At 59.5% G+C, this 24,547-nt stretch carries 16 protein-coding genes; 5 read left to right on the top strand and 11 right to left on the bottom strand.

Features of this window, described 5'->3' with window-relative positions:
* The first annotated feature begins 283 nt into the window (after positions 1-283).
* The 4 genes from ACUIAI_RS08215 (at position 284) to ACUIAI_RS08200 (ending at position 7,834) form a co-directional block, all read left to right on the top strand.
* Entirely contained in the window at positions 284-3,271 is a 2,988-nt protein-coding gene (locus ACUIAI_RS08215; RefSeq protein WP_445342124.1) for a glycoside hydrolase family 3 N-terminal domain-containing protein, read from the top strand.
* Between the two features lie 244 nt (positions 3,272-3,515).
* Positions 3,516-5,945 carry a glycoside hydrolase family 3 C-terminal domain-containing protein gene (locus ACUIAI_RS08210; protein ID WP_445342123.1) on the top strand — a complete coding sequence of 810 codons (2,430 nt, stop codon included), beginning with the start codon at positions 3,516-3,518 and terminating at the stop codon, positions 5,943-5,945.
* Positions 5,938-6,609 carry a hypothetical protein gene (locus tag ACUIAI_RS08205; protein ID WP_445342122.1) on the top strand — a complete coding sequence of 224 codons (672 nt, stop codon included), beginning with the start codon at positions 5,938-5,940 and terminating at the stop codon, positions 6,607-6,609. The genes ACUIAI_RS08210 and ACUIAI_RS08205 overlap by 8 nt, the downstream gene beginning before the upstream one ends.
* 175 nt (positions 6,610-6,784) lie before the next feature.
* On the top strand, positions 6,785-7,834 hold the full coding sequence (locus tag ACUIAI_RS08200; RefSeq protein WP_445342121.1) for a glycosyltransferase family 2 protein: 1,050 nt from the start codon (positions 6,785-6,787) through the stop codon (positions 7,832-7,834).
* On the opposite strand, the gene ACUIAI_RS08195 is transcribed toward ACUIAI_RS08200, so the two are convergent.
* The 3 genes from ACUIAI_RS08195 to ACUIAI_RS08185 all read right to left on the bottom strand — a co-directional run bounded on the left by ACUIAI_RS08195 (position 7,798) and on the right by ACUIAI_RS08185 (position 11,350).
* Positions 7,798-9,165 (bottom strand): GHKL domain-containing protein, encoded by a 1,368-nt coding sequence (locus tag ACUIAI_RS08195; protein WP_445342120.1) that lies wholly within the window; start codon positions 9,163-9,165, stop codon positions 7,798-7,800. The genes ACUIAI_RS08200 and ACUIAI_RS08195 overlap by 37 nt on opposite strands.
* Positions 9,162-9,872, bottom strand: a complete 711-nt coding sequence (locus ACUIAI_RS08190; RefSeq protein WP_445342119.1) for a LytR/AlgR family response regulator transcription factor — start codon at positions 9,870-9,872, stop codon at positions 9,162-9,164. Before ACUIAI_RS08190 ends, ACUIAI_RS08195 begins: the two co-directional genes overlap by 4 nt.
* A 119-nt stretch (positions 9,873-9,991) precedes the next feature.
* Positions 9,992-11,350: an MFS transporter gene (locus ACUIAI_RS08185; RefSeq protein WP_445342118.1), complete on the bottom strand. Its 1,359-nt coding sequence runs from the start codon at positions 11,348-11,350 to the stop codon at positions 9,992-9,994.
* Between the two features lie 206 nt (positions 11,351-11,556).
* On the opposite strand from ACUIAI_RS08185, the gene ACUIAI_RS08180 reads away from it, so the two are divergent.
* Positions 11,557-12,507: a DMT family transporter gene (locus ACUIAI_RS08180; RefSeq protein WP_445342117.1), complete on the top strand. Its 951-nt coding sequence runs from the start codon at positions 11,557-11,559 to the stop codon at positions 12,505-12,507.
* On the opposite strand, the gene ACUIAI_RS08175 is transcribed toward ACUIAI_RS08180, so the two are convergent.
* The 8 genes from ACUIAI_RS08175 to dnaA all read right to left on the bottom strand — a co-directional run bounded on the left by ACUIAI_RS08175 (position 12,456) and on the right by dnaA (position 24,523).
* Positions 12,456-13,568: a VanZ family protein gene (locus ACUIAI_RS08175; protein WP_445342116.1), complete on the bottom strand. Its 1,113-nt coding sequence runs from the start codon at positions 13,566-13,568 to the stop codon at positions 12,456-12,458. The two genes, ACUIAI_RS08180 and ACUIAI_RS08175, sit on opposite strands and share 52 nt — an antisense overlap.
* A gap of 58 nt (positions 13,569-13,626) precedes the next feature.
* Positions 13,627-14,253: a DUF3566 domain-containing protein gene (locus tag ACUIAI_RS08170; RefSeq protein WP_110412774.1), complete on the bottom strand. Its 627-nt coding sequence runs from the start codon at positions 14,251-14,253 to the stop codon at positions 13,627-13,629.
* A 104-nt stretch (positions 14,254-14,357) separates the two neighbouring features.
* Complete coding sequence (gene gyrA / locus ACUIAI_RS08165; protein ID WP_438820772.1) at positions 14,358-16,985, bottom strand: DNA gyrase subunit A; 2,628 nt, start codon at positions 16,983-16,985, stop codon at positions 14,358-14,360.
* 135 nt (positions 16,986-17,120) lie between these two features.
* Positions 17,121-19,160 carry a DNA topoisomerase (ATP-hydrolyzing) subunit B gene (gyrB, locus tag ACUIAI_RS08160; protein WP_445342854.1) on the bottom strand — a complete coding sequence of 680 codons (2,040 nt, stop codon included), beginning with the start codon at positions 19,158-19,160 and terminating at the stop codon, positions 17,121-17,123.
* A gap of 292 nt (positions 19,161-19,452) precedes the next feature.
* The gene (locus ACUIAI_RS08155; RefSeq protein ID WP_254477647.1) at positions 19,453-19,938 is read right to left on the bottom strand and encodes a DUF721 domain-containing protein; all 486 of its coding nucleotides are present in this window, start codon (positions 19,936-19,938) and stop codon (positions 19,453-19,455) included.
* A gap of 8 nt (positions 19,939-19,946) precedes the next feature.
* On the bottom strand, positions 19,947-21,209 hold the full coding sequence (gene recF / locus ACUIAI_RS08150) for a DNA replication/repair protein RecF (RefSeq protein WP_445342115.1): 1,263 nt from the start codon (positions 21,207-21,209) through the stop codon (positions 19,947-19,949).
* A 29-nt stretch (positions 21,210-21,238) separates the two neighbouring features.
* Positions 21,239-22,363, bottom strand: a complete 1,125-nt coding sequence (dnaN, locus tag ACUIAI_RS08145; protein WP_110412227.1) for a DNA polymerase III subunit beta — start codon at positions 22,361-22,363, stop codon at positions 21,239-21,241.
* A gap of 414 nt (positions 22,364-22,777) precedes the next feature.
* Positions 22,778-24,523 (bottom strand): chromosomal replication initiator protein DnaA, encoded by a 1,746-nt coding sequence (dnaA, locus tag ACUIAI_RS08140; RefSeq protein ID WP_445342114.1) that lies wholly within the window; start codon positions 24,521-24,523, stop codon positions 22,778-22,780.
* Between the last annotated feature and the right edge of the window lie 24 nt (positions 24,524-24,547).

The following is a 24,547-nucleotide window of genomic DNA, read 5'->3' as shown; positions in this document are numbered from 1 at the left end:
GCCAAGCCGAACCAAACAAGGAAAGGTCTTCACCACATACGCCGATACAGGTCATAAATCGATTCAAGTTATGCGGCAAATTCGGCAATTCGCGCATATGCAGCTACAGAAACAGGTCATAAATGTTTAACTGAAACCGTGGCATAAAGGCGTGTCGATGCAGCTGAAGGTCGCTCGCCCACCCTGGAGACGGATCACAGTTCAAATGCTCCGTCTACTTCGTGACCGGCCCGTAGTCGTGACCGGGTGAAGCTTCGGCAGAGAACAGAGGAAAGTAGCGAACATGCTCAATATTAATCTGAGCGATGTGGTCGCCGTACTCAAGTCGCTGATTCCGCAGTTGACGGTCATTGGCGTCTTTCTGATACTGGCACTGCTGATTACAATCACGGTGAACAAGCACACCGTCAAAAACGTAGCCAACCGGAAGATGATCCACTCCCAGTCCTGGCTAGTAACCTTTGTGGCCGTCGTCGTAGCTCTGGCGACCATGCTTCTGGGACCCTTATCCAACCTGATCACCAAGTCCACCAGCAAACATGAGCTCCAGCCCGCAACGGTGACCGCAGCCAGGAATTTGGCCAAGAATATCCAGCGTGAGTCAATCACCCTGCTGCAGAACACCGATCATGCATTACCTCTGGAAGAGCAGAAGGTCAACGTCTTCGGCTGGGCCTCGACCAACCCCGTCTACGGCGGCACAGGCTCAGGATCCATGTCGGCTGATAATCCCACCACCAGCCTGCTTGACGGTCTTCACCAGTCAGGCTTGAAGACTAACACCGAACTGTCCGACTTCTACAGGCACTACCGTGCCGACCGACCAACCGTAGGCATGTTCGCCCAAGATTGGACACTGCCGGAACCAGACGCTACAAAATACACCAAGAAGCTTATAGACGATGCAGCGCACTTCTCTGATACTGCCATCGTGGTCATTGGCAGAGTCGGTGGGGAAGGTGCCGATCTTCCAATCAACATGAAAGCCAAGGGCATCACTTACCATGACAACGATAAATCTACACCAGATTTCAAAAATGGTCAGAGCTTCTTGGAGTTGTCCAAGCCCGAGCAGGACATGATCGCCAAAGTTACTGGCACTTTTAACAAAGTCGTTCTGGTCTACAATGGCGCTAATGCGTTCAACCTGAACTTTGTGGGTCAATATCCCCAGATCAAGTCCGTCCTCTGGTGCCCACCCCCAGGGCAAGCTGGATTCACCGCTTTGGGTGAAGTAATCAAGGGCACAACCAACCCTTCGGGAAGAACTTCAGACACTTTCGTGCGTGATCTAAGCGCAACACCGACTTATCATAATTTCGGTTCATTCACATATACCAACATGGATGACCACCAGGCTACCTACACCGGGTTCACTGGCAAACCGCAGACCGTTACTCCCACTTTCGTCAACTACAACGAGGGCATCTATGTCGGGTACAGGTTCTGGGAAACAGCCGCCAAAGAGGGCCTGATCAACTACGACCAGATGGTCCAGTACCCCTTCGGATATGGCTTGTCGTACACAAGCTTTACTCAGCATATGAGCCCCATCAAACATGACAATGGGAAAATCTCTTTCGATGTGACAGTAACCAACGAAGGTGCGACGAGCGGCCGTGACGCAGTCGAAGTCTACTTCGATCCGCCATACACCGATGGCGGCATCGAGAAAGCCAGCGCAAACCTGATCTCTTTCAAAAAGACCAAGGTCCTAAAGCCTGGAGAGAGTCAGACCATTCCTATCTCCTTCAAGGATGAGGATATGGCCTCTTATGATGCCAACCAGGAGAGAGCCTACGTACTTGATCAGGGGAACTACGAAATCTCGATACGCTCTGATTCCCACCGGCCAATTATGTCGGACGCTATCACAATCAATAAATCCGTCATCTACAACCAGAGTAATCCACGTTCAGTCGATAAGGTCGCGGCAACTAATCATTTCGGCGACTTGAAAGGCAACGTGATTTACCTGTCGCGCGCTGGTCATTTTGCCAATTATGCAGAAGCCACAGCAGCGCCGAAGAGCACAGACATGCCTGAGCAAGCAAAGGCCAGGTTCCTGAATAATGACAACTATCATCCCAAGAAGCTAGATAAGGCCGATGACGCAATGCCCACAATGGGAGCCCGCAATGGCATCAGGCTTTATCAGCTGCGCAACAAGTCCTATGACGACCCCATGTGGGAAAAGCTGTTGGACCAGCTCAGCGTCAAGGACATGGATAACCTGATCGCTATGAGCGGGTATGGGACACAACCAGTCAAAGGTATCGGCAAGATCGAGCTAACTGATGCCGACGGACCTGCTGCGCTGAACAACAACTTCACTAAGGTCGGCTCTCTTGGCTTCCCATCTTCAACTTCCATGGCCTGTACCTGGAATCCAGATCTGGCATCTGAATATGGCAAGATGATTGGCACTATGGCCCATGACATGGATGTTTCCGGCTGGTATGCACCCGCTTTCAACATCCATCGCAGCGCTTTTGCCGGCAGAAATTTCGAATATTTCTCAGAAGACCCGCAAATCAACGCTGTCTTAGGTTCCAACGAGGTCGCAGGAGCCAAATCCAAGGGTGTCTATTCCTTCATGAAGCACTTCGCTCTAAACGAGCAGGAGACCAACCGCCTCAACATGCTAGCTACCTGGATCAATGAACAAACCATTCGTGAAATCTACCTGAAGCCCTTCCAAACGGCTGTGGTTAAAGGCGGCGCTCAGGCTGCAATGAGCTCACTCAATTACATCGGAACCACCTATGCCGGAGCCTATGCACCGTTGATGAAGGATGTGCTACGCGGCGAATGGGGATTCCGCGGAATGGTGCTGACCGACTACTTCGGCGTCTATGGTTATCAGAACGCCGATCAACTGATCCGCAACGGGAACGATGCCATGCTGGCTACCACAGACGTGACCAACCACGTCAAGGACAAGAGCGCCACTTCGGTCAAGGCCATGCGCCAGGCCAGCCATAACATCCTCTACACAGTCGTGCACGGATACAAGTACGCCAACGGTGACCCCAAGGTGCAGACCCCGGCCTGGCAGATTGCCCTCTATGTGGCACTGGTTGTGCTGGCCCTAATCTTCCTGGCCCTGGAGTACCTGGCCTTCAGAAGGTTCAAGGCACGGCGCAGCGCTGTCAACGTGGGCACCCTGAGCGATCTGGCAGACGACGCCCGGCAGACCCGCGCTCAGGATCCGGCCAGCATGGAGTCCACGCCATCCGAAAACAGCTCTGACCAAGGGCCGACGGCCTGATCCTCCATCTCTATTGATTTGCTCCTCGGCAGACGGACCTATGCACCGTCCGCCGGGGAGCGGATTGACACACCCGTTGACATCCAGGCGGCATTCATGCCAGGAAAACAACAGGTTATGCAACCCGCTCGAGCAGGCCTCGGCAGTCGGGGAATAATGAAATTCAGTACCAATCCGAGGCCAATCGTGGAAGCAACGAGGGTTCCCGCCGCAGGATCAACCCCCGTCATAGAGAGGGAACACTATGGAAGTCAAGGATTTGACAGTTCTGGAACGGGCATCGCTGCTCTCCGGAAAATCCACCTGGGCAACCCGTGCCTTGAAGAGGGCGGGCATCCCGAGCATGGTCCTGAGCGACGGGCCGCATGGCCTGCGCCGCCAGACCGGATCAGGGGACAACCTAGGCATGGGCAAATCCAAGCCCGCCACCTGCTTCCCCACAGCCGGCACCGTGGCCTGCTCATGGGACCCGGAGCTGGCCAAGACCATGGGCCAGGCGCTGGGTAGCGAGGCCAGAAGCCTGGGCGTCAACATGGTCCTGGGCCCGGGCATGAACATCAAGCGCAACCCCCTGTGCGGCAGGAACTTTGAATACTATTCCGAAGACCCCCAGGTGGCAGGTCGCATGGCTGCAGGCCTGATTGAAGGCATCCAGTCCCAGGGCGTGGCCGCCACCCCCAAGCACTTCGCCATGAACAGCCAGGAGCTGCGGCGCCAGGCATCCGATTCCGTGGTGGACGAGCGCACCATGCGCGAGCTCTATCTGACCGGATTCGAGATCGCCGTGCGCCAGGCCCATCCCTGGGCCATCATGACCTCATACAACATGGTCAACGGCACCTATGCCAACGAGAATCCCCACCTGCTCAAGGACATCCTACGCAAGGAGTGGGGCTTCGACGGAATGGTGGTCTCGGATTGGGGCGGCTCCAACAGTGCGGTCGCCGCAGCCGCCAATGGCTCCTCCCTGGAGATGCCCCAGGCAGGATATGACTCCGTGCGACAGGTTGCCAAGGCCGTGCAGGAGGGCCGCCTGGACGAAGCCGACCTGAACGCACGGGCCGAAGAGGTGGCGCGGCTGGCCAAGCTGACCTACCACTCTGGCATGGATCCTGATGGGAACCTGACCGCGGATCAGATACGGGACCACCATCAGGTGGCACGGAGCATCGCCGAAGGATCCTCCGTCCTTCTAGTCAACCGGGAAGGATGCCTGCCACTGGCCGCCGGCACTCGGGTCGGCCTGGTCGGGGATATGGCCGAGACCCCAAGGTTCCAGGGATCTGGGTCCTCAAAGGTCAACGCAGCCAAGCAGGAAAGCATGCTGAGCCTGCTCAGACAGGGCAACAGCGACGGCCTTGAGCTGGCCTCCTACAGCCAGGGCTACGAACGCCATGGTGAGAAGAACCAGTCTTTAATCGACCAGGCCGTAGCTGCCGCTGGCCAGGCTGACGTGGTTGTCGCCTGCGTGGGCCTGGATGAACGCAGCGAATCCGAGGGCCTGGACCGCTCCCATATGGACATTCCCAGCAACCAGGTCGATCTGATCAAAGCCCTTGGTGCGACGGACAAGCCCCTGGTGGTCGTCCTGGTGGCGGGCTCCCCCGTCACCACCGACTGGATTGACCAGTGCGATGCCGTTCTCTATATAGGGCTGTCCGGGCAGGCTGGAGCCTCAGCCACCCTGAACATCCTGACCGGCCGGGTTAACCCATCCGGTCACCTGGCGGAAACCTGGCCCAAGTCCTATGCCGACTGCCCCAGCGCCGACTGGTACCCCGACCCCGCGCACGAATCCATCTACCGAGAGGGTCCCTTCGTCGGCTATCGCTACTACCTGACCGCCGACGTGGAGGAACGCTTCCCCTTCGGCTACGGCCTGTCTTACGCACACTTCGCCTACGCCGATCTGTCCGTGGACGACAAGGGAGTCACCTTCACCCTGACCAACGATTCGGACAGGCAAGGAGCCACCGTTGCCCAGCTCTACGTCCAGGCGCCCAAGGGTGGCGTTCTCAGGCCGGTTCGCGAACTGAAAGGCTTTAAGAAGGTCAGCCTGGAGGCCGGCCAATCAACCCAGGTCCGCATCGACTTCGACCAGATGACCTTCCGACACTTCGATACGGCTAGCAACTCCTGGCAGGTGGAGTCCGGCGACTGGACCATCATGATCGGCTCCGATGCCCGTCGCATGAAGCTGAGCGGGCATCTGACGGTCCAGGGCACAGTCGACCCGCAGAGTCCCGACCCTGCCCTGGGCGCCTACCTGACCGGTCGAGTCAAAGAAGTCGATGATGCCGCCGTAACGGCCCTCTTCGGTCACCCGGTGGTCCGACAGGGCGCCGTCAGCACCTTCGGCGTCAACGATCCGCTCTCATCCTGGAAGGACTCAAGAAGCGCCCTGGCCAGGTTCGTGGCCAACTTCCTGGCCAAAAGCGAGAGTCGCCACGAAGCCAAGACCGGCAACCCCGACCTGAACACCCTCTTCCTGCTCAACATGCCTCCCAGGGCCATGGCCAAGATGACCAACGGGCTGATTGACACGGCCATGGTCGAGGCCATCGTCCGCATCCCCAATGGCCACCTATGGCGTGGACTGGGCGGATTCATCGCCGGATTCTTCAGGAACATGTCCGCCAACCGCAGGACCGGAAAGGAGCTCAATCATGAGTGATCAGCACAGCCAGCAGGCCGGACAGCCGGCCCAGGAGAAGGCGACAACGGCCTCGCAGTGGGCGATTGTCCGCTGGTGGCGGCGGTTCAGCAACCGGCACACCACCCTTGCCCAGTTCATCGTCTTCTTCATCCTGTCCAACGGGGTCACCGTACTGCAGCTGGTGCTCATGCCTGTGCTCAAGGCCATCTTCAACGGCACCTCCCTGGTGGGCACCAACTTCCAGATCTGGCGTATGGGGACAGTCGGCGGCAAGCCCTACTACCTGTTCGACTACGCGGCCGGATCTATCGGCCACGGCGGCGGGGGTGGCCTGGCCTACTTCCTTGCTGTGGAGATCACCCTGCTGATCGCCCAGGTCATCAACTTCTTCCTCCAGCGCAACATCACCTTCAAGTCCAACTCCTCGGTCTGGAAGGCGGCCTTCTGGTACCTGGTGGCCTACGTGATTATCACCATCATCGCGGCGGCACTGCAGGGTTGGTACAAGGACCCCATCTACGGCTTCTTCCAGCACACCCTGAACTGGGGCAGCCTGGGGACCACCGTTGCTGATCTGGTCACAATGATCATCAACTCGGCCATCTCCTTCTGGGTCTTCTTCCCCATCTTCAAGGTCATCTTCCGTCAGGAGCCCACCGAATCGAAAGCGAGCGCCCAGTAAAATTCCAGCCCCACTCCTCTGGCTGCCAATGAACCGGCATGCATCGGCAGCCAGAGGGGCGGGGCCTTTTCCTCAAACCCATCATGTACAGTGGTCGCATACAACGGCCGCCGACGGGATTACGGCAACCCCGCCGACATGCCCGCCGACCCATTCTTTTGCGAAGTGATTGTTCATGACAGCTGACCGACCGGCCTCCACAAGCCCGCCCGTTCTCACCTTCATCGTCCCCGCCTATAACATGGCCCAGCATCTGCCGACCTGCCTTGACTCCCTCCTGAGCCGGGAGGGTGACGACCTGGAGATCATCGTGGTCGATGACGGATCCACCGATACCACAGCGCAGGTGGTGCAGTCATACCAAGCACGCCACCCTCACACTGTCCGCCTGATCCGCCAGACCAACAAGGGCCACGGCGGCGCAGTCAACACAGGTCTGGCAGCCGCCCGGGGCCGCTATGTCAAGGTGGTCGACGCCGATGACTGGGTGGACCCGACCTCCCTGGGCCTGGTCCTGGACCAGCTGCGCGACCAGTCGCGACGGACGAATCCGGTGGACATGGTAGTCACCAACTACGTCTACGAAAAGGAAGGCCGTAGACATAAGCGGGTCATCAACTTTCGCAGTGTCATGGACCCGGGGCAGGTGCTGGACTGGAACCATTTGCGGCGGTTCGGATTGGCCCAGTACATGATCATGCACGCCCTGATCCTGCGCACCGAGGTGCTCCGCCAGGCCCGCACCCGCCTGCCCGAGCACACTTATTACGTGGACTTCATCTACTCCTATCAGCCCCTGCCCTGGGTACACACCCTGCTCTACCTAGACACGAATTTCTACCGCTATCACACCGGTCGCCAAGGCCAGTCGGTGCAGACCTCGATCATGATCGCCCGGGTCTCACAACTGTTGCTGGTCAACGGGCTCATGGCCGACTCCACGCCTGATCCGGGGACGGTTCCCCGTGGACTCTATCGTTATATGATCCACTATTTGTCCATCAACTGCGTAGTGACCTCGGTCTTCCTGATCCTCTCTCGCAAACCCAGCAACTACCGGAACAAGGACATGCTCTGGCGAAGGCTGGAGCACCGCTCCCCCGTCATCGCCTCCGACGTGCGCTCCACCCTGCTCTGTCGGATAATCAACATGCCGGGCCGGCCGGGCCGCCTGGCCATCCGTCTGGGCTATAAGGTCGCCGATGCCGCCATGGGCTTCAACTGATCGCCCTCCCTCGGCAGGAGCACACAGAGGCTGAACCAGTGATGCTCGGTACGTAGGGTTATCTCGCCCTGGTAGCGATGGGCTATGTGCCGGATGGACTTGACCCCGTATCCATGCAGGCCACCGTCGGTCCTGGTCTTGGTGGTGGCCAATTCGCCATTGCCTTTCCAATTCAGAGGCGAGGCGAAATAATTTTCAATGCGAATCACCACGAATTGTCCCCGGGCGTACAGGGCCACCTTGATTAGACGGCGGTCGGGTTCCTTGACCTTCCTCAAGGCCTCAATGGCATTGTCCAAGGCGTTGCCGAAGAGGGTGGAGACATCCATGGGCGCCATCCCCTCCAAGAGCGAGCCGTCGGCCACCATGGTCAGGGTGATCCCTTCTTCCGAGCATATGCGCTCCTTGGTCGACATGACCACGTCCAGGATTGGGTTGCCGGTGTGCTGCTGTGACCCGTACCGTCCGACCGCAGCCTCCAGCTCCTCGAAGTCCTGGGACTTACGTTCAGGGTCCATCTGCGAGCGCAGGGCCGCAATCTGATGCTTGAGGTCGTGGGCAAGCCTACCCATGGCCTCCAGATTTTCCTTGGATCGTATATACTCCCGGTGCTGGCTGTATTCCCGGGCGTTGATGGAGGCCAGCTCGGCGCTGGTATGACTCTCCCGCAGCTGTTCCTGCTGGGCGTAGAGCATGGCGAACCCGCACAGGTCCACCAGGGTGCGGATGTAGAAGATCTCCAGACCGACCCGACCCGAGAAGGGGGTGTTGGTGGAGACGAAGCTCAGGTTGGACATGGCGAAGGTAACCACCGCGATGACCGCGGCCATGAAGACGCTGCGTCCTGGCACAGAAGGCTGGGCATCGGCGAAGTTGCGCCTCTCCGCCACCCAGGCCAGCAGCCCTACGCCACCGTAGATCAGCACCAGCAGGATCAGGGAGGCCGGGTCATACAGGCCGTGGCCGGCAGGCCGCATGAAGGAATCCAGCTGCCAGTGCAGAGAGGCGACCAGCTCAGCAAGAACGAAGGCACGGGCCAGCAGATAGGCCCCATCCAGCACACCCAACCCTGAAGCCAGCATGATGATGGCGTACATGCAGGCCACAGCCAGACACATGCTGATGACCCAGAAGGCGATAGGCAGGGTGCCGGCCCAGTACTGGACCCCGATGAGCACGGCCAGACCGGGCAGAAGCACAGCTACCATTCTTAGGCGTGATGTCCTCACTCCGATGGCCAACAGATAGACCAGGCAACCCAGCCACTCGCTGATGGCCGTATAGAGTCGGGGGATGTCGGGCAGGGCATTGAGGATGTGGGTGGTGGTCATGGCCGACCTGCCACGTAGGCGGTTAGAGCCGTCATGAAGGACTTCTTACGGGGTCTGCTGACCCGCAGCCGCTGACCGGTGGACATAATGCAGTCCTGGTCCTCTATGCCCGTCACATGGGCCAGATTGACCAGGTAGCAGGAGTTGGATCGGAAGAATCCCCGCTGGTCCAGCTGGCCCTCCAGACTCTTCAGGGTGCTGTTCGTGGTCAGCGAGGAGCCCAAGGTATGGATGACGCTGCTGTGGCGGACGGATTCGATGAAGACGATGTCCTTGAGGGGAATCCGGGTGGATCGTGCTCCCTCGGTAATCAGGATGGACAGATCCACGCGGCCGCGCACCTGGGCGATGGACCGGTCCAGCTCCTGGGAGAAGGCAAACCAGGGCAGGGGCTTGAGCAGGTAGGAGAGTGCGCCCACCTCATAGCCGTTGATGGCGTATTGGGGGGCGGAAGTGATGAAGACGATGACCACAGACTCGTCTCGGGCGCGCACCCTGCGGGCCACCTCAATCCCGTCCATGGGGGTCATCTGAATGTCCAGAAGAAGGATGTCATACACGGGTCGATAACCGTCTGCAAAGGCCTTGCCATCGGTAAAGACGCTGACCGTCAGCTCTTCATGACGTTCCTTGCGGTAGCGACTCAGGTAATTGACCATGGTTCGACAGCTGATGGAATCGTCATCCACCACTGCGATTCTGATCATCCTGGCGCACACTCCTTACCCCGTCGACCAAGGACCCATGGCCGCCGTTATCACCGTTCTTCCATGATATCGGAGATGTCCGCATGGCAGACTCCGCTTGCCCGAAGCCGAACTCGGGCTCAGTGAGTCTCAACCACTCGTGCGGTCTTGTAACGCTCGGCTCGGGTCAGAATCAGGAAGCAGATGATGCCCAGCAGAGCGGATACGGCAATGATGCCAAAGCCCACGTTCCAGCCGGACTTGCCCACAAGCGAGCCGATTCCATAGGAGGCAGTGGCTTCTCCGAATATATAGCCGAACAGGCCTACGAATCCGGTGGTACTGCCAATGGCAAAGCGTGGCGCCAGATCAATGGTCAGTGCGGCGATCAGCATCTGTGGCCCGTAGACGAAGATGCCCATCAGGGCTATCTCCAAGTCAATGGCCCAAAGGTCGCTGGACGCCCAGTAACCCAGGAAGACGACCCCCAGCAGGGCCATTAAGCCCGCCGCCATGCCGGCACGCTTGCCGTGGAAGAAGTGGTCACTCATCCAGCCGATCAGGATGGTCCCCGGGATGGCCGCATACTCGAAGAGCGCGAAGCTGGAGCGCGCCTGGGCAAGAGAGAATCCCTTGGCTTCGTTCAGGTAGATGGGGATCCAGTTGAGCACGCCGTAGCGCAGAATGTAGACGAAGGCATTGGACAAGGCCAGGACCCAAATGTAGGGGTTGGAGGCCACATACCGCAGGAAAATCTGCACAATGGACAGGTCGGAATGGGTCTGGAGCTTGGCGGCATCAATGTTCTCGTCCTCATATTCCTCGGCCTTGTACTCCTGGATGGGCGGCAGACCTACAGACTCGGGGGTATCGGCTCCCAGCAGCACAACCAGCAGGGCCATGATCAGCGAGATGATCGAGGGGACGAAGAAGATGCTCTTCCACATGTGAGGTCCGAAGGCGGCCAGGGCTACGCCCACAATAGGCGCCACAGTGCCCGAACCCAGATTGTGGGAAGTGTTCCACATGGACACGAAGGAACCGCGCTCTTTCTCAGCCCACCAGTTAGACAGCGACTTGTGCGCGGCAGGTGCCCCCATGCCCTGGAAAATACCCAGCAGGACCATGAGCACCATCATGACCCCCTTGCTCGCCGTGGCCCCAAAAATCAGGTTGAGCAGGGCAGACAGGACCAGTCCGGTGGCGATGTAGTAGCGGGGGTTGGATTTGTCGGAGAGCATGCCCATGACGAACTTGCTGATGCCGTAGGAGACGGCCAGGCAGAGCGTAATCAGTCCGATGTCCGCCGTAGTGAACCCATAGTTGCGCTTAAGGTAGGGGGAGGCCACAGAGAAGTTGGAGCGGATGATGTAGTACCCTGCGTATCCTAGGTAGATGCTGAAGAATACCCGTATACGATAGGAACGATAAGTCGCAGGAATCTTCTTTTCGGGAACCTTCACCTTGGCAGGAGGGGCTGGTTTGAGAAAAGCAAACATAGTTTGGAATACCCTCTCTCTTTTTGCAATCAGTCGGTCTGCACGCCTATGTGCACAGACTGGACACTGGAACTGCTCAGTCCAGACGCCACATTCCAGTATAGGACGCCTTGGTGGAACAAGTCGGCATAGGACTCAATAGTCGGATGTATACATGTCTTGCGAATCAATTCTCACTTGTGGACGGGAACGGTTAGAGTCGAAACATGTCTACCTCCGCACCCTCTTCGTCCTGGAAACCCTCCACCTGGCTGGCCCGCCTGATGCTGCTGATGGCCGCGGCCGCCTGGGGAGCCGGATACACCTTCGAAAAGGTTGCCATGGAGACCCTGACCGTGCGCTGGCTGATGGGTATTCGCATCCTCTGCGCCATCGTCATCATGACGCCCTTTTTGCTGCCACGGCTACGCCGAACCGGGGCCATACATACTCTGGTACCGGGGCTGATTCTAGGGGTCAGCTACTGGGCGGCCTTCAGTCTGCAGATGATGGGACTGACCACCATCGCTCCGGGCCGCAACTCCTTCCTGACAGCCACCTACTGCATTTTTGTGCCCTTCCTAGTCTGGATCATGGCACGTCGACGGCCGGCCCTGCGCCACTTCGTCGCGGCCGCTATCTGCATCCTGGGCGTGGCTCTGATCTCACTGCCGGCTCATGGCGGGGGACAGGGGCTGTCTTTGAGTACCGGTGACCTGCTGACTCTGGCCGGCGCGCTGCTCTATGGAGTCAACCTGGTAATCACCGGTTTTTTGACCAAGGAGTTCGACGCCCCCACGCTGACCTACCTGGAACTGCTCTTCGGCGGCATCCTCTTTTTGGTCTGCGCGCTGATCTTCGATCCCTTGCCCAGCGCTGCCGACTTCACGCCATCGACCATAGGCTCCATGATTTATCTGACACTGATTTCGACACTCATGGCCCAGAACTTCCAGAACATCGCCTTTTCAAGAGTCCCTGCCGCTCAGGGTTCGCTGATCCTGTGCTCGGAGAGCCTGTTCGGCATGCTGGTCTCGGTCTTGGTCCTGCACGAGGAGCTGACAGCCACCCATCTGTTGGGCTTCGCCATCATCTTCGCCGCCATCATCCTGTCCGAGGTCAGGATTCACCCCCGCCGGTCGTCGGCGGATTCCTCAGCACCTGAGTCCTCTCGGTAGGCTGTCCCAGGCAAGAGGTCATAGGGCATCTGGCGCTTGATCAGATAGAAAACCAACAGGAGCAGAGCCAGGATGCGTGTTGCAATCTGAACATTGCCGGTCCATGGGCCGAAGACAGCCAGGATGACCGCGGTTCTGAACAGATAGAAGAGGAAGCGGGACCAACCATGCCGCTGCTTGGTCTCGACGGTCATGTGGGTGAATGTGGCGCCCAGCGTCCGTCCCCGGCGGGGTAGGGGGATGAGCAGTTCGAAGATCAGCAGCATGGCCAGATCAACTACGGTTCCAAACACGTCCAAAGCTGATGGTGCGATCAGTAGCCCGCCAAAGCGGTAGTGGCCATCCAGCTGGTAGGTGCCCAGGCGATGGACCGCATAGGTTACGCCCATCCCCAAAGACATGGACAGGATGGTGGCCAGGAGCAGATCCAAAGCCATGGAGACGGCACGGTGTATGAACCCGGGGTTGGTGATCAGCTGAGCGGCGTCAGCTTGACGGGTTGGAACGAGTTTGTTGGCCGCCATGGCCACCAGGTAGCCGATTACGGCGCCTGAAGTGTTCCAAATCAGATCGTCCACGTCGAAGAGACGGTAGGCACAGCCCACGATGCCGAAAACACCGGTCAGCTGGGCCGTTTCAATGAATAGGGAGACCAGGAGGGCAACCGGCAGGGCCAGGATGAAGCGCCAACGGAAGACCCGCCCCATGATGAAGCCCAAGGGCAGGAAGAAAGCCACATTGAGCAGAATCTGCAGCATGGCCATCCGCCCGCCTGTGTTCAGGTCGGTCAGGAACTGCAGGGGGTTGAGCTGGGGGCTCAGATGATGGGTGGCACAGAAGGCGGCACGGTCGTCGGGCATGGGCCAGAGGGTGAAGAAGACCAAGGCCAGCAAGTATAAGACTGTCAGATAAGCCGCCATGGCTGCTGTCAGCCGGAGCCGGTGGTAGCGGTTGTAGATCAGGGCAAGAATGGGCAGGGTCAGAATCAGCGAGGCCAATGGCCAAAAAACCAGAGATATACCAAAGGAGCCGCTGAAGTAGTCCAAGTATGTCGAGAGCACAGATCCAGTCTAAATCGCTCTCGGCCCTATCGACCGATTGACCGCGCCGACGAGAAGCTCAGTCGTCGCCCAAGGTCACGTGGATACCGCCCACGAGGGAGCTGACCAGGTTGTAGAGGAAGGCGAAAATGGTGACCAGAACCACTACTATGACAATCTCGAAAATGGAGAAGATGGTCACCGAACTCAGGACCGTCCCCAGACTCAGCACCTGGCCCAGATCGAAACCGCCCGCGTCCAGGCCTGTCTTGGAAATGACTTGAGTCAGATTGTCAAAGAGCCCCATGGCGTTGAGCAGGAACCAGAGCAGGGCAGCAGCCACCACTTGAATGATGCCCCCGGCGATAGCCAACAGGAAGGTGACCTTGGCCACCGACCAGGGCTCCAGCCGGGTCAGAGACAGCTGCATGCGCCGGGCCCGAGGCACACGAGGACGCACTGCCGAAGCCGAAGCCGCAGGCCGGGCAGGACGGGATGAGGATACTTTGACCGGACCGGCAACCGAAGCTGTGGTTCTTGCGGAACGTCCCGATGCCGTCCTGCTAGCTGCAGGAGCCGGGGGAGCGGCCGCTGATGATCGACGAGACTCGCCCTTTGCGGATTCATCAGCCTTGGTCTTCCCCTTTTGGGGCTTACCAGCACCCTGCTTGCCGGCCTTGACCTGCTTCTGATCATCCTGGCTCATCGGCACTCCTTGATCCTTGCGTTCAATGGCCCGCGCATACCGCCGCTTGGCCTGCATGACTTCTTACGAGGCTACCAGTCTTGTCAGACTGGTAGCGGACCAACTCAGTCCTCCTGGGTCAGGCTCTGGCCGTCGCCGGTTCCGGTGGTGGCGATGGGCTGATCCTTGGCTGCCAGGGGAGCGGCGGGAGCCAGATCGGTCTGACCGGCATCCTCTTCCTGGTCGTCACGCTCAGCATTGCGGGCGATGGAGAGAATCTCATCACCCTTGTCGGGCTTGGCCAGGGTAACTCCCTGGGTGTTGCGACCGGTCCGCTTGACCTCGGCCACATCGGAGCGGATGACCTTGCCGGACTTCATGATGGCCATGATCTGGTCGTCCTCATTAACCACCAGGGCGCCGACCAGGGATCCCCGGCCCTCCACCATGGCGATGGCCTTGACACCATAGCCGTTGCGGCCTTGCAGGCGGTACTCGCTCAGAGCGGTTCGCTTGGCAAAGCCCTCATCAGTGACCACCAGCAGGTCATCCTCGGACTCCTTGGCGATCACGTCCATGCTCAGCAGTTCGTCGCCTGGGCGGAACCGCATGCCCTGGACGCCAGCGGTCTGTCGTCCCATAGGCCGCAGGGTGGAGTCGTCGGCTGAGAAGCGCACGCTCATGCCCTTGCGGGAGACCAGGATGATTTCGTCGTCGGCATTGCAGAGAGCGGCACCCACCAATTCATCGCTTTGGGGCACCTCCTGTCCCTCCTCGTCGGAGACGCTACCCAGCTCCATCAGTCGTACGGCAATCAGACCGCCCTGGCGAGGCGAATCATACTCAGCCAGGCGGGTCTTCTTGACCCGTCCTGTCCGGGTGGCCAGAACCAGATAGTCGGCATCGTCATAGCCGTGCAGGGAAAGGACCTGTTCGATCCGCTCACCTTGGCCCAGCTGGAGCAGGTTGGCCACATGCTGTCCCTTGGAGTCACGAGAGCCCTCGGGCAGCTCATAGGCCTTGAGCCGGTACACCCGGCCTTTGTTGGTGAAGAAGAGCAGCCAGTTATGGGTGCTGGTCAGGAAGAAGTGGTCCACCACATCGTCCTCGCGCAGCCTGGCTCCGCGGATGCCCTTGCCGCCGCGGTGCTGGGCACGGTACTCGTCAGCCTTGGTCCGCTTGACGAAACCGGAATGGGTGACGGTGACCACCACCTGCTCATCGGCAATCAGGTCCTCCACGTTCATCTCGCCCGAGTAGGGAACGATCCGGGTACGCCGCTCGTCGCCGTACTTGTCGACGATCTCGTCCAACTCGTCGCCCACGATGGTGCGCTGGCGTTCGGGGTGGGCCAGGATGTCGTTGTAGTCGGCAATCTTGCGCATGAGATCCTCGTGCTCGTCCAGGATCTTCTGCCGTTCCAGGGCAGCCAGACGGCGCAGCTGCATGGCCAGGATGGCATCGGCCTGGACCTCGTCCACGTCCAGCAGCTCCATCAGGCCGGTGCGGGCCGTCTCCACGTCCTTGGAGGCTCGAATCAGGGCGATGACCTGGTCGATCATATCCAAGGCCTTCAGATACCCCTGCAGGATGTGGTCGCGATCCTCGGCCTCACGCTTCAGATAGCGGGTGCGACGCTCGACCACGTCCAGCTGGTGGTCCACCCAGTGGCGGATGAAGGCATCCAGGCTCAGAGTCCTGGGGACACCATCCACCAGGGCCAGCATGTTGGCCCCAAAGGTCTGCTGAAGCTGGGTGTGCTTGTAAAGGTTGTTGAGGACCACCTTGGGCACGGCATCGCGCTTGAGCACCAGGACCAGGCGCTGGCCGGTGCGGCCCGAGGTTTCATCGCGCATGTCGGCAATGCCCTGGATCTTGCCATCGCGCACGGCCTCGCGGATGGAGGAGGCCAGGCGGTCGGGGTTGACCTGGTAGGGCAGCTCGGTGACCACCAGGCACATCCTTCCGCGAATTTCCTCGGTGTTGACCACGGCCCGCATGGTAATCAGGCCGCGACCGGTCCGGTAGGCCTGCTCGATGCCTTTGTGCCCCAGAATAGTGGCGCCGGTGGGGAAGTCAGGCCCCTTGATGATGGCGATCAGGGCGTTGAGCAGCTCCTCCTTGGAGGCCTCGGGATGCTCCAGGGCCCAGTGCACACCCTTGGACACCTCACGCAGGTTGTGCGGAGGAATGTTGGTGGCCATGCCCACGGCGATGCCGGCTGATCCGTTGACCAGCAGGTTGGGGAAGCGGGAGGGCAGAACCGTGGGTTCCTGGGTCTTGCCGTCGTAGTTGGGAATGAAGTCGACCGTGTCCTTATCGATGTCGCGCACCATCTCCATGGCCAAGGGGGCCATGCGGCACTCGGTGTACCTCATGGCGGCCGCCGGGTCGTCGCCGGGGGAGCCGAAGTTGCCCTGGCCGTCCACCAACGGGTAGCGCATGGACCAGGACTGGGCCAGGCGCACGATGGTGTCGTAGATGGCCGCATCGCCGTGGGGGTGGTACTTGCCCATGACGTCGCCTACAACACGCGAGCACTTGTTGTAGCCGCGGTCGGGTCGGTATCCGCCGTCATACATGGCGTAGATGACCCTGCGGTGGACTGGCTTCATGCCGTCGCGGACATCGGGCAAGGCCCGCTCCACGATCACTGACAGGGCATAGGACAGGTAGGATTCCCGCATCTCCTGCTGGAGATCAATGGGCTGAATCCGCTCGCCCTTCAGGAGGCCGTAATCGGTGTTGTCCATCTCCTGGGGGCTGAGCGGCTCTCGAGACCCGTCAGGCAGGTTGAGGCCGTCCTGGTCCGGGCTGTTGTCGTTGTTGTTATCGTCTGCCAAAATCGATCCTTAGCTCAAATGTTGAAAGGGGAAGGCGTCCGCATCTCAGGCGTCGATGAAGCGGGCGTCGTGGGCGTTGCGCTGGATGAACAGACGCCGGGGTTCGACCTCGTCGCCCATGAGCATGGTGAAGGTCTCGTCGGCCTGTTCGGCGTCATCGATGCGGATCTTCTTGAGGATGCGGTGTTCCGGATCCATGGTGGTCTCCCAGAGCTCCTGGTAGCTCATCTCGCCCAGACCCTTGTAGCGCTGGATGCCTTCGCCCTTGGGCAGCTGTCGACCGGAGGCCTTGCCCTCGGCCAAGACCCTGTCGCGCTCGGCATCGGTGTAGACGAAGCTGTGGGGCCCCTTGGTCCACTTGAGCCGGTAGAGCGGTGGCATGGCCACGTAGACGTAGCCGGCCTCGATCATGGGCCGCATGTAGCGGAAGAAGAGAGTCAGGTTCAGGGTGGCGATGTGGGCGCCGTCCACATCGGCGTCAGCCATGATGATGACCTTGTGGTAGCGCACCTTGTCGATGTTGAAGTCCTCGCCGTATCCGCCGCCCACGGCCGTGATCAGGGATTCGATGGTGTCGGACTTCATCATGCGGTCCAGGCTGGCCCGCTCCGTGTTGAGGATCTTGCCACGCAGGGGCAGAATGGCCTGGGTCATGGGGTTACGCCCCTGGATGGCCGAGCCGCCTGCGGAGTCGCCCTCCACGATGAACAGCTCACACTCTTCGGGGTCGCTGGACTGGCAGTCCTTGAGCTTGTCGGGCATGCCGGCCGTCTCGAAGATGGACTTGCGACGGGTGTTTTCGCGGGCCTTCTTGGCCGCGATCCTGGCGCGGGAGGCCTCCATGGCCTTCTGAATGATGGCCTTGGCCTCGCCTGGGTGGGCGTCGAACCAGTCGCTCAGCCTTTCGGTCATGACCCGCTGGACGAAGGTCTTGGCCTCGGAGTTGCCCAGCTTGGTCTTGGTCTGACCCTCGAACTGAGGGTTGGTCAGCTTGACGGAGACCACGGCGGTCAGCCCCTCGCGCACGTCGTCGCCTGAGAGATTGTCGTCCTTGTCCTTGAGGATGTTCTTGTCCCGAGCGTAGCGGTTGATCATACTGGTCAGAGCCGCGCGGAACCCTTCCTCGTGAGTGCCGCCCTCGGTGGTCGCGATGGTGTTGGCGAAGGTGTGAACCGACTCAGAGTAGGCGGTGGTCCACTGCATGGCCACTTCGGCGGAAATGCCCAACTTCAGATCCTCGGCCTCGAAATCGATGACCTCGGCCTCCACAGGCGTGGCCTTCCTGACCTTGACCAGGTAGTCCACATAGTCCTTGATGCCGTTGGCGTACTGGTAGCTGACGGACTGACCCTTCTGCTCCGGGGTCTGCTCCTCGCCCGCCACCTCGTCGCCGGCCTGGTCATTGGGGCGCAGGTCGGTCAGAGTGATCCGCAAGCCCTTGTTGAGGAAAGCCATCTGCTGGAAACGGCTGCGCAGGGTCTCGAAGTCATAGACCGTGGTCTCGAAGATTTTGGGATCGGCCCAGAAGGTCACCGAGGTCCCGGTGCTCTCATCCGGCCCCATGGCTTGGTCCTTGGACAGGGGAGCGGTGGGCTTCTGGTTGCGGAAGTTCTGATGCCAGTGGTAGCCCTGTCGGCGCACCTGGACGTCGATTCGGGTGGACAGGGCGTTCACCACGGAGATGCCCACGCCGTGCAGGCCGCCCGAGACCGCGTAGCCGCCGCCTCCGAACTTGCCGCCGGCATGCAGCTTGGTCATGACCACCTCGACGCCGCTCTTGCCCTCGCCTGGCACCTCGTCTACAGGGATGCCACGGCCGTTGTCATCCACACGGATGCCGTTGTCGGGCAGGATGGTGACTTCAATATGGTCAGCGTACCCAGCCAGAGCCTCGTCGACCGAGTTGTCGACGATCTCGTAGACCAGATGATGCAGGCCCCTGGGGCCCGTCGAACCGATGTACATGCCGGGACGGACGCGGACCGCCTCCAGCCCCTCCAGCACCTTCAGATCGCTGGCGTCATAATGCTCGGGGGAGAGCGAGTCATCCAGCTGCGCGTCGTCCAGCTGATCCTGGCCCGTCATGCCATCATCCTGAGGCTTGCCCTCCTCATGCTCCCGACCCTCTTGGGGGGTCTGGGACGGGTCAGTGTTGAGATCTGCCACAGATAGTCCTTTCTGCACCCCCATCGTCGGCCACTGACGACAAAGCAGCTTCCGTTCGTGGTCGAGCGGGGGATCGAGTCATGGTCACCAGGTTCCAAATCGTCCATAAAGGGGCCTTGGAAGCGTTTGACCCTATAACCCATAGATTACCAGCGCTATGGGACTTTAGGCTTACAGAAAGCTGGGAAGACGGTATTCACAGATTATGGGTTCACCCGTAGGTGTCACGCACACCTCGGCCGGGCGGATCGAACCGCGATCGGCGGAAGCTGTAGTTGTGGGGGCCGGTCACCCGGATCTGTTTGACCGGCATGCCCAGCCGCTTGACAATGGTCGCCTTGATCTGGGGGACCAAGTAGGTCAACTGGGTGGCCCAGACCGTGGTCTGCGCCTGGATGATCAGCACGCCCTCCTGGTAGGAGACCACTCGCGAATGGGCGGCGATGCCGGGTCCCACTACACCGTCCCACTGGTTGCGCAACCGAGCAACCTTCAGATGACTGGTCCACCCGCTCCCAGCAGCAAGGCTGGTCACCACACCTCCCAGTTTGGCTGGGTCGCGGCCCGGCTTGCCAAATGCATACCAGGCCTTACGGGAGTTGTCCTCCCGCTGCCGACGAGTGGCCGCCCGTCGCGTGCAGCCCTCGAAGACCAGGGCCGGCAATCGACGCTGATCCAGGTGCAGAGTCTCAACCATGGGGGCCTTCATGACAGGTCGTTCCCCTCCGGCCCATCCGGCATATCCGAGTCCTCATGAGCCGTCCCTCTGGTTCGACGCAGGTCCTGCATGGCACTGGCAATGGCTGGATCCTGGGCAGCCGGATCAGATGGCTGCACAGGCCTCAGTCGGGACACATCCACCAGCCTGGCACCCTGCAGGGAGGGAATATCGCTGTCGGCGGCCACGGTGATCAGCACCTGGCTCTGCTGACGGGCAAAGTCCAGAATCTGATCCCTACGGCCCCGATCCAACTGGGCGAAGACATCATCCAAAATGACGATGGGCTCCAGATCGCGACGATCCTTGACCACCTGCAGCAGAGCCAGCCGCAAAGCCAGGGCCAGGGTCCACATCTCACCGTTGGAGGCGAACTCACGAGCAGGCATGCCGTTAAGGGTGAAGGCCAGATCATCGCGCTGGGGACCGATCAGATTAGTGCCCCGGGCTACTTCTCCCGGGTAGATCCGCTGAAAGTGACGGCTGACGGCTTCGGCGACCTCTGGACCGGTCTGCCTATCGGGTCCGATTTCCTCCAGGGATGGCTGGTAAGTCAATCGAGCATCCTGATCAGGGCCTGCAAGCCGACCATACAAATCGCTGAAGGGCTGGTCCAGAGCCTCTACCAGAGCCGCTCGTCGTCGGCTCAGATCCAGCCCGGTGCGAATAAACTGCCCAGTCCAGACCTCAAGGCCGGAAAGGGCGGTGTCATGCCCATCACCCGAGGGATCATAGCCCGCCTGGGAGAGCTGCTTGAGCAGGGCGGCGCGCTGCTTGGCCACATGACGAAAATCCTGCCGGACCTGGAAGTAGTCGACATCGAGCTGGCTGCCGGCCTGGTCCAGCACGGCCCGCCTGGCCGCCGGCTCTCCGGAGACCATCAGCTGATCCTCAGGGCTGAAGGTCACGCAGGGTACCCGGCCCACCAGGTCACGCTGATAGAGGGAAGGCCCGCCGTTGATTCTTCCCCGGTTGGCTCCCTTGGCGGCAATGGTCAGCTCATAGTCAGTAGCGGTTCCGTCCTGCTCCAGCCTGGCCCTTATGGTGGCCTTGGACTGCCCACGTTCTACCAGGGGTAGTGAAGATGAAGTCCTATGGCTGCCGCCGGTGGACAGGACCTCGACGGCCTCGACCAGGTTGGTCTTGCCCAGACCGTTGCGCCCCTCCAGAATGGTCACTCCAGGCTCCAGATCGAGGACACAATGCTCCCAGGAACGGAAGTGATCCAGAACCAGACGGGAGATGTGCACGACGATCGTTCCTCGAACCTACCCGGGTGTCAGTTGTTGAAACGCATGGGCACCAGCAGGTAACGGTAATCCATGGACTCCTCGGAATCCTGCTCCTGCTGGCCGTTGAATTCCACAGCCTTGACTGCCGAAGTCATCTTGATGCGGACAAAGGGCTCGGCGATGGCACCCAGCCCGTCAATCAGATAGTTCGGATTGAAGGCCACCGTGATGTCTTCCCCGTCCAGATCCGCCTGCAGAACCTCATGTGCCTGTGCTTCGTCAGCCGTGCCGGCACTCAGGGTCACCTCGTTGCCGGAGAAGACCATACGGATGGGGGCGTTGCGTTCGGCTACCAGGGCCACACGCTTGATGGCATCGATCAGATCCTGCCGGGCGATGACCGCCTGGATGGGGTATTCGTCCGAAAAGAGACGATCCACGGCCGGGAATTCCCCATCGATCAGCTGGGTGGTGGATATTTTGCCAGCGTTTTCCACGCCCATGATGGTGGGGTTGTCAGCCTCGTAATCCATGGTCACGTTCTGGTGCTCATCCAAAGAACGTGCGATGTCTCGCAGCAGGGAGCCGCGGATCAGCATGGAGGTGGAAAAATCGGCGTCCCGAGGAGTCCAGGTGAAGCTTGAACGGGACAATCTGAAACGGTCGGTGGCGGTCATGACCACCTTGTCCCCAGTGATTTCGGTTTTGACGCTGGTCAGGACCGGCCGGCTCTCTTCCCTGGAAACAGCGACGATGGACTGGGAGATGGACTGGATAAAGGTCTCAGCATCCACCTGGCCCATAGGTTCAGGGACAGCAGGGAGGTCGGGATACTCGCTGTCAGGCATTAGTTGCAGAGAAAAAGTGGATTTGCCTGAGGTGATGGTCATCTTGGATCCCTCGGTTGACAGATAAGTCTTCTCTGATGGTAGTGATTTGGTGATGTCTGCCAACAGTTTGCCTAGCACTAGAGCTGTTCCAGATTCATCGATGCCTGCTTCTATGTGGTTTCTTGCCGAAACTTCGTAATCGAAAGCGGAAAGCTTCAATGTTCCATCAGAGGCTTCCATCCTGATGCCTGCCAGAATCGGCGAAGCTGGTCGGGAAGGGATGATGCGGGTGGTCCAGGCCACTGCATCCGAGAGTGCGGATGAATTCACTTCTACTTTCATGGGAGCCTTCTTGTTGACGAATGAACTGGATTCATTCTATCGAATGGCTCAGGTGATGTGGTTGGAACAAGCAGGTGTGCTTGAGTGTGAAGGCGGTTATTGCATAAATATACATAGAGTCATCGTAATAAGCTCGGTGGATGGTGTGGATAAGTTCTCAAATCCTTGCAACGAAGTGGATAGACCTCAATCAGACGATGTGGATAAGCGGTGAAATCGATGTGAATAAGAGGCCAAGTTATCCACAGGGATGTATTTTTGCTGGGTTATCCACAAAAGAGACGCAGTTATTCGCTGAAAATACACCACTTATCCCCGGAAAACCGGTGTGTTATTCCCAAGGTTTGCCCACATCCGGGGATAAGTAGGTGGATATCTTTTTCTGTCGATCCACAACAGTGTCTGCGTGTCGCATCAATTTTGGGGCTGCTTGAGCCGGACTGTGAGCTCCATGACATAGTTGTAAATCTCTCGCTTTTCCTGCATCTCATTGGAGATACGAGTGTAGGCGTGCATGACTGTGGTGTGATCGCGGCCGCCAAAGACCTCGCCGATGTCGACCAAGGACATGCTGGTCATTTCCCGGGCCAGATACATGGCGATCTGTCGGGCTAGGGCGATGTTCTTGGTGCGCGTACGGCCGACGATATCGTCGAAGGTCAGATGGAAGTACTTGGCTACTTGGGAGATGATGTCAGTGGGCTTGATTTCTACGTCCGTAGAGAAGAAGTCTTGCAGGGTCTGTTCAGCCAGGGCCGTAGTGACCGGCTGATTATTGAGGCTGGCCACGGCCGTGACACGGGTCAGGGCCCCCTCAAGCTCTCGTATGTTCTCGGTGAAGCGTTCCGCGATCAGGTCCAAGACCTCGTTGGGGATGCTGACTCCGTTCATGGAAGCCATCATTCTCAGGATGGCCACCCGGGTCTCCCGATCTGGCGGCTTGACGTCCACAGTCAGACCCGAGTCGAAGCGCGAGATCAGCCGCGATTCGAAACCCTTCAGATTCTTGGGGGCCACGTCCGAGGCGATGACGATGCGCTTGTTGGCATCATGCAGGGCATTAAAGGTGTGGAAGAACTGATCCAGGGTAGCTTCCTTGCCCCCTAGAAATTGGATGTCATCGATGAGGAGCACATCCACCTGCCGGTAGCGGCGGTTGAATTCAGCGATCTGGCCTGACCCTTGAGTGGAGTTCTGCAGGGCATCGATGAACTCATTGGTGAATTCCTCCGAGTTGACGTATCGGACCTTGAGCGAGGGATCCTTGACCAGGGCATAGTTGCCGATAGCGTTGAGCAGATGGGTCTTGCCCAGGCCTGAGCTGCCGTAAATACACAGGGGGTTGAAATCCTGGCCTGATCCTTCGGCCACGGCCAAGGCCACGGTCCGCGCAAAGCGGTTGGAATCGCCCGGGACGAAGGTATCGAAGGTGGCGTTCTTGTTCAGGTGAGTTTGTGGGTCGCGCTCCACCCGGTTCTGGCTCATGGGGAAACGGGGCACGGTGAAGGCGGGTCGGGATGTGGTCCTTTCTGTATCGCTCTGCCGGTCGGTATCACCGCCTGCAGTTGGTCTCACCACGGAGGAGGGTTCGGATAGCTCGGCCTGCATATCCAAGGTCATGGGCACATAGGTGCCCTCGTGGAAGTCATTGACGGAGACAATCGGGGATTTGGAGGTTCCAACAGTCTTGGTCTGCCAGTCTGAACGGACCTCTGAGCCAGAAGAGGATCGGTCGGCGCCGGCTCCACGCTGATAGTCGCCGTAAGGATCCTGAGCAGGACTTGGGACCTGACGGAACTCGCCACTGCCCGGTGCGGACCCGGCCATGGCGGATGTGCGTTGGTCGTTCTGCTGGTCGGCAGCCATCTGCTTGGCCATCTGCTCTGGGTATACGATTTTGATGGCCGGGAACATTTCTTGGTTGGTCACTAGCTGCAGTGCATTTAAGACGGGCTGGCTGAGCGGTCCCTGCACTGCCTCCTGAGTTGCCTTGGAAGAGACCCGCAAAACGATGGTGGTGCCGAAAACCGCCTCGGGAGTGATGTCCTCCAGCCAGCCTTTGTCCCTGGAGGTCAGTGAGCTGCTGTAGCGGAGCACCTGCAGGACCGAATCCCAGATTCTCTTAGCCTGGGCAGCGGCATCCAGCGGATCCTGCGCCATCAGTGTGCTCCTCTCTTCTTGACG

The sequence above is a fragment of the Bifidobacterium sp. ESL0827 genome, from assembly GCF_052606685.1.
Note: the sequence above shows the minus strand (reverse complement) of the source record. Positions and strands in the feature narration are given on the sequence as shown.

Excerpts from the sequence above, each read along its gene's own strand:
- dnaA (WP_445342114.1), bottom strand. The coding sequence starts at position 24,523 with ATGGCGCAGGATCCGCTGGATGCCGCTGCCCAGGCTAAGAGAATCTGG.
- ACUIAI_RS08155 (WP_254477647.1), bottom strand. The coding sequence starts at position 19,938 with ATGGTTGAGACTCTGCACCTGGATCAGCGTCGATTGCCGGCCCTGGTC.
- ACUIAI_RS08205 (WP_445342122.1), top strand. The coding sequence starts at position 5,938 with ATGAGTGATCAGCACAGCCAGCAGGCCGGACAGCCGGCCCAGGAGAAG.
- ACUIAI_RS08180 (WP_445342117.1), top strand. The coding sequence starts at position 11,557 with ATGTCTACCTCCGCACCCTCTTCGTCCTGGAAACCCTCCACCTGGCTG.
- ACUIAI_RS08170 (WP_110412774.1), bottom strand. The coding sequence starts at position 14,253 with ATGAGCCAGGATGATCAGAAGCAGGTCAAGGCCGGCAAGCAGGGTGCT.
- ACUIAI_RS08200 (WP_445342121.1), top strand. The coding sequence starts at position 6,785 with ATGACAGCTGACCGACCGGCCTCCACAAGCCCGCCCGTTCTCACCTTC.
- gyrA (WP_438820772.1), bottom strand. The coding sequence starts at position 16,985 with ATGGACAACACCGATTACGGCCTCCTGAAGGGCGAGCGGATTCAGCCC.
- ACUIAI_RS08185 (WP_445342118.1), bottom strand. The coding sequence starts at position 11,350 with ATGTTTGCTTTTCTCAAACCAGCCCCTCCTGCCAAGGTGAAGGTTCCC.
- ACUIAI_RS08215 (WP_445342124.1), top strand. The coding sequence starts at position 284 with ATGCTCAATATTAATCTGAGCGATGTGGTCGCCGTACTCAAGTCGCTG.
- dnaN (WP_110412227.1), bottom strand. The coding sequence starts at position 22,363 with ATGAAAGTAGAAGTGAATTCATCCGCACTCTCGGATGCAGTGGCCTGG.
- ACUIAI_RS08195 (WP_445342120.1), bottom strand. The coding sequence starts at position 9,165 with ATGACCACCACCCACATCCTCAATGCCCTGCCCGACATCCCCCGACTC.
- gyrB (WP_445342854.1), bottom strand. The coding sequence starts at position 19,160 with ATGACGGGCCAGGATCAGCTGGACGACGCGCAGCTGGATGACTCGCTC.
- ACUIAI_RS08210 (WP_445342123.1), top strand. The coding sequence starts at position 3,516 with ATGGAAGTCAAGGATTTGACAGTTCTGGAACGGGCATCGCTGCTCTCC.
- ACUIAI_RS08190 (WP_445342119.1), bottom strand. The coding sequence starts at position 9,872 with ATGATCAGAATCGCAGTGGTGGATGACGATTCCATCAGCTGTCGAACC.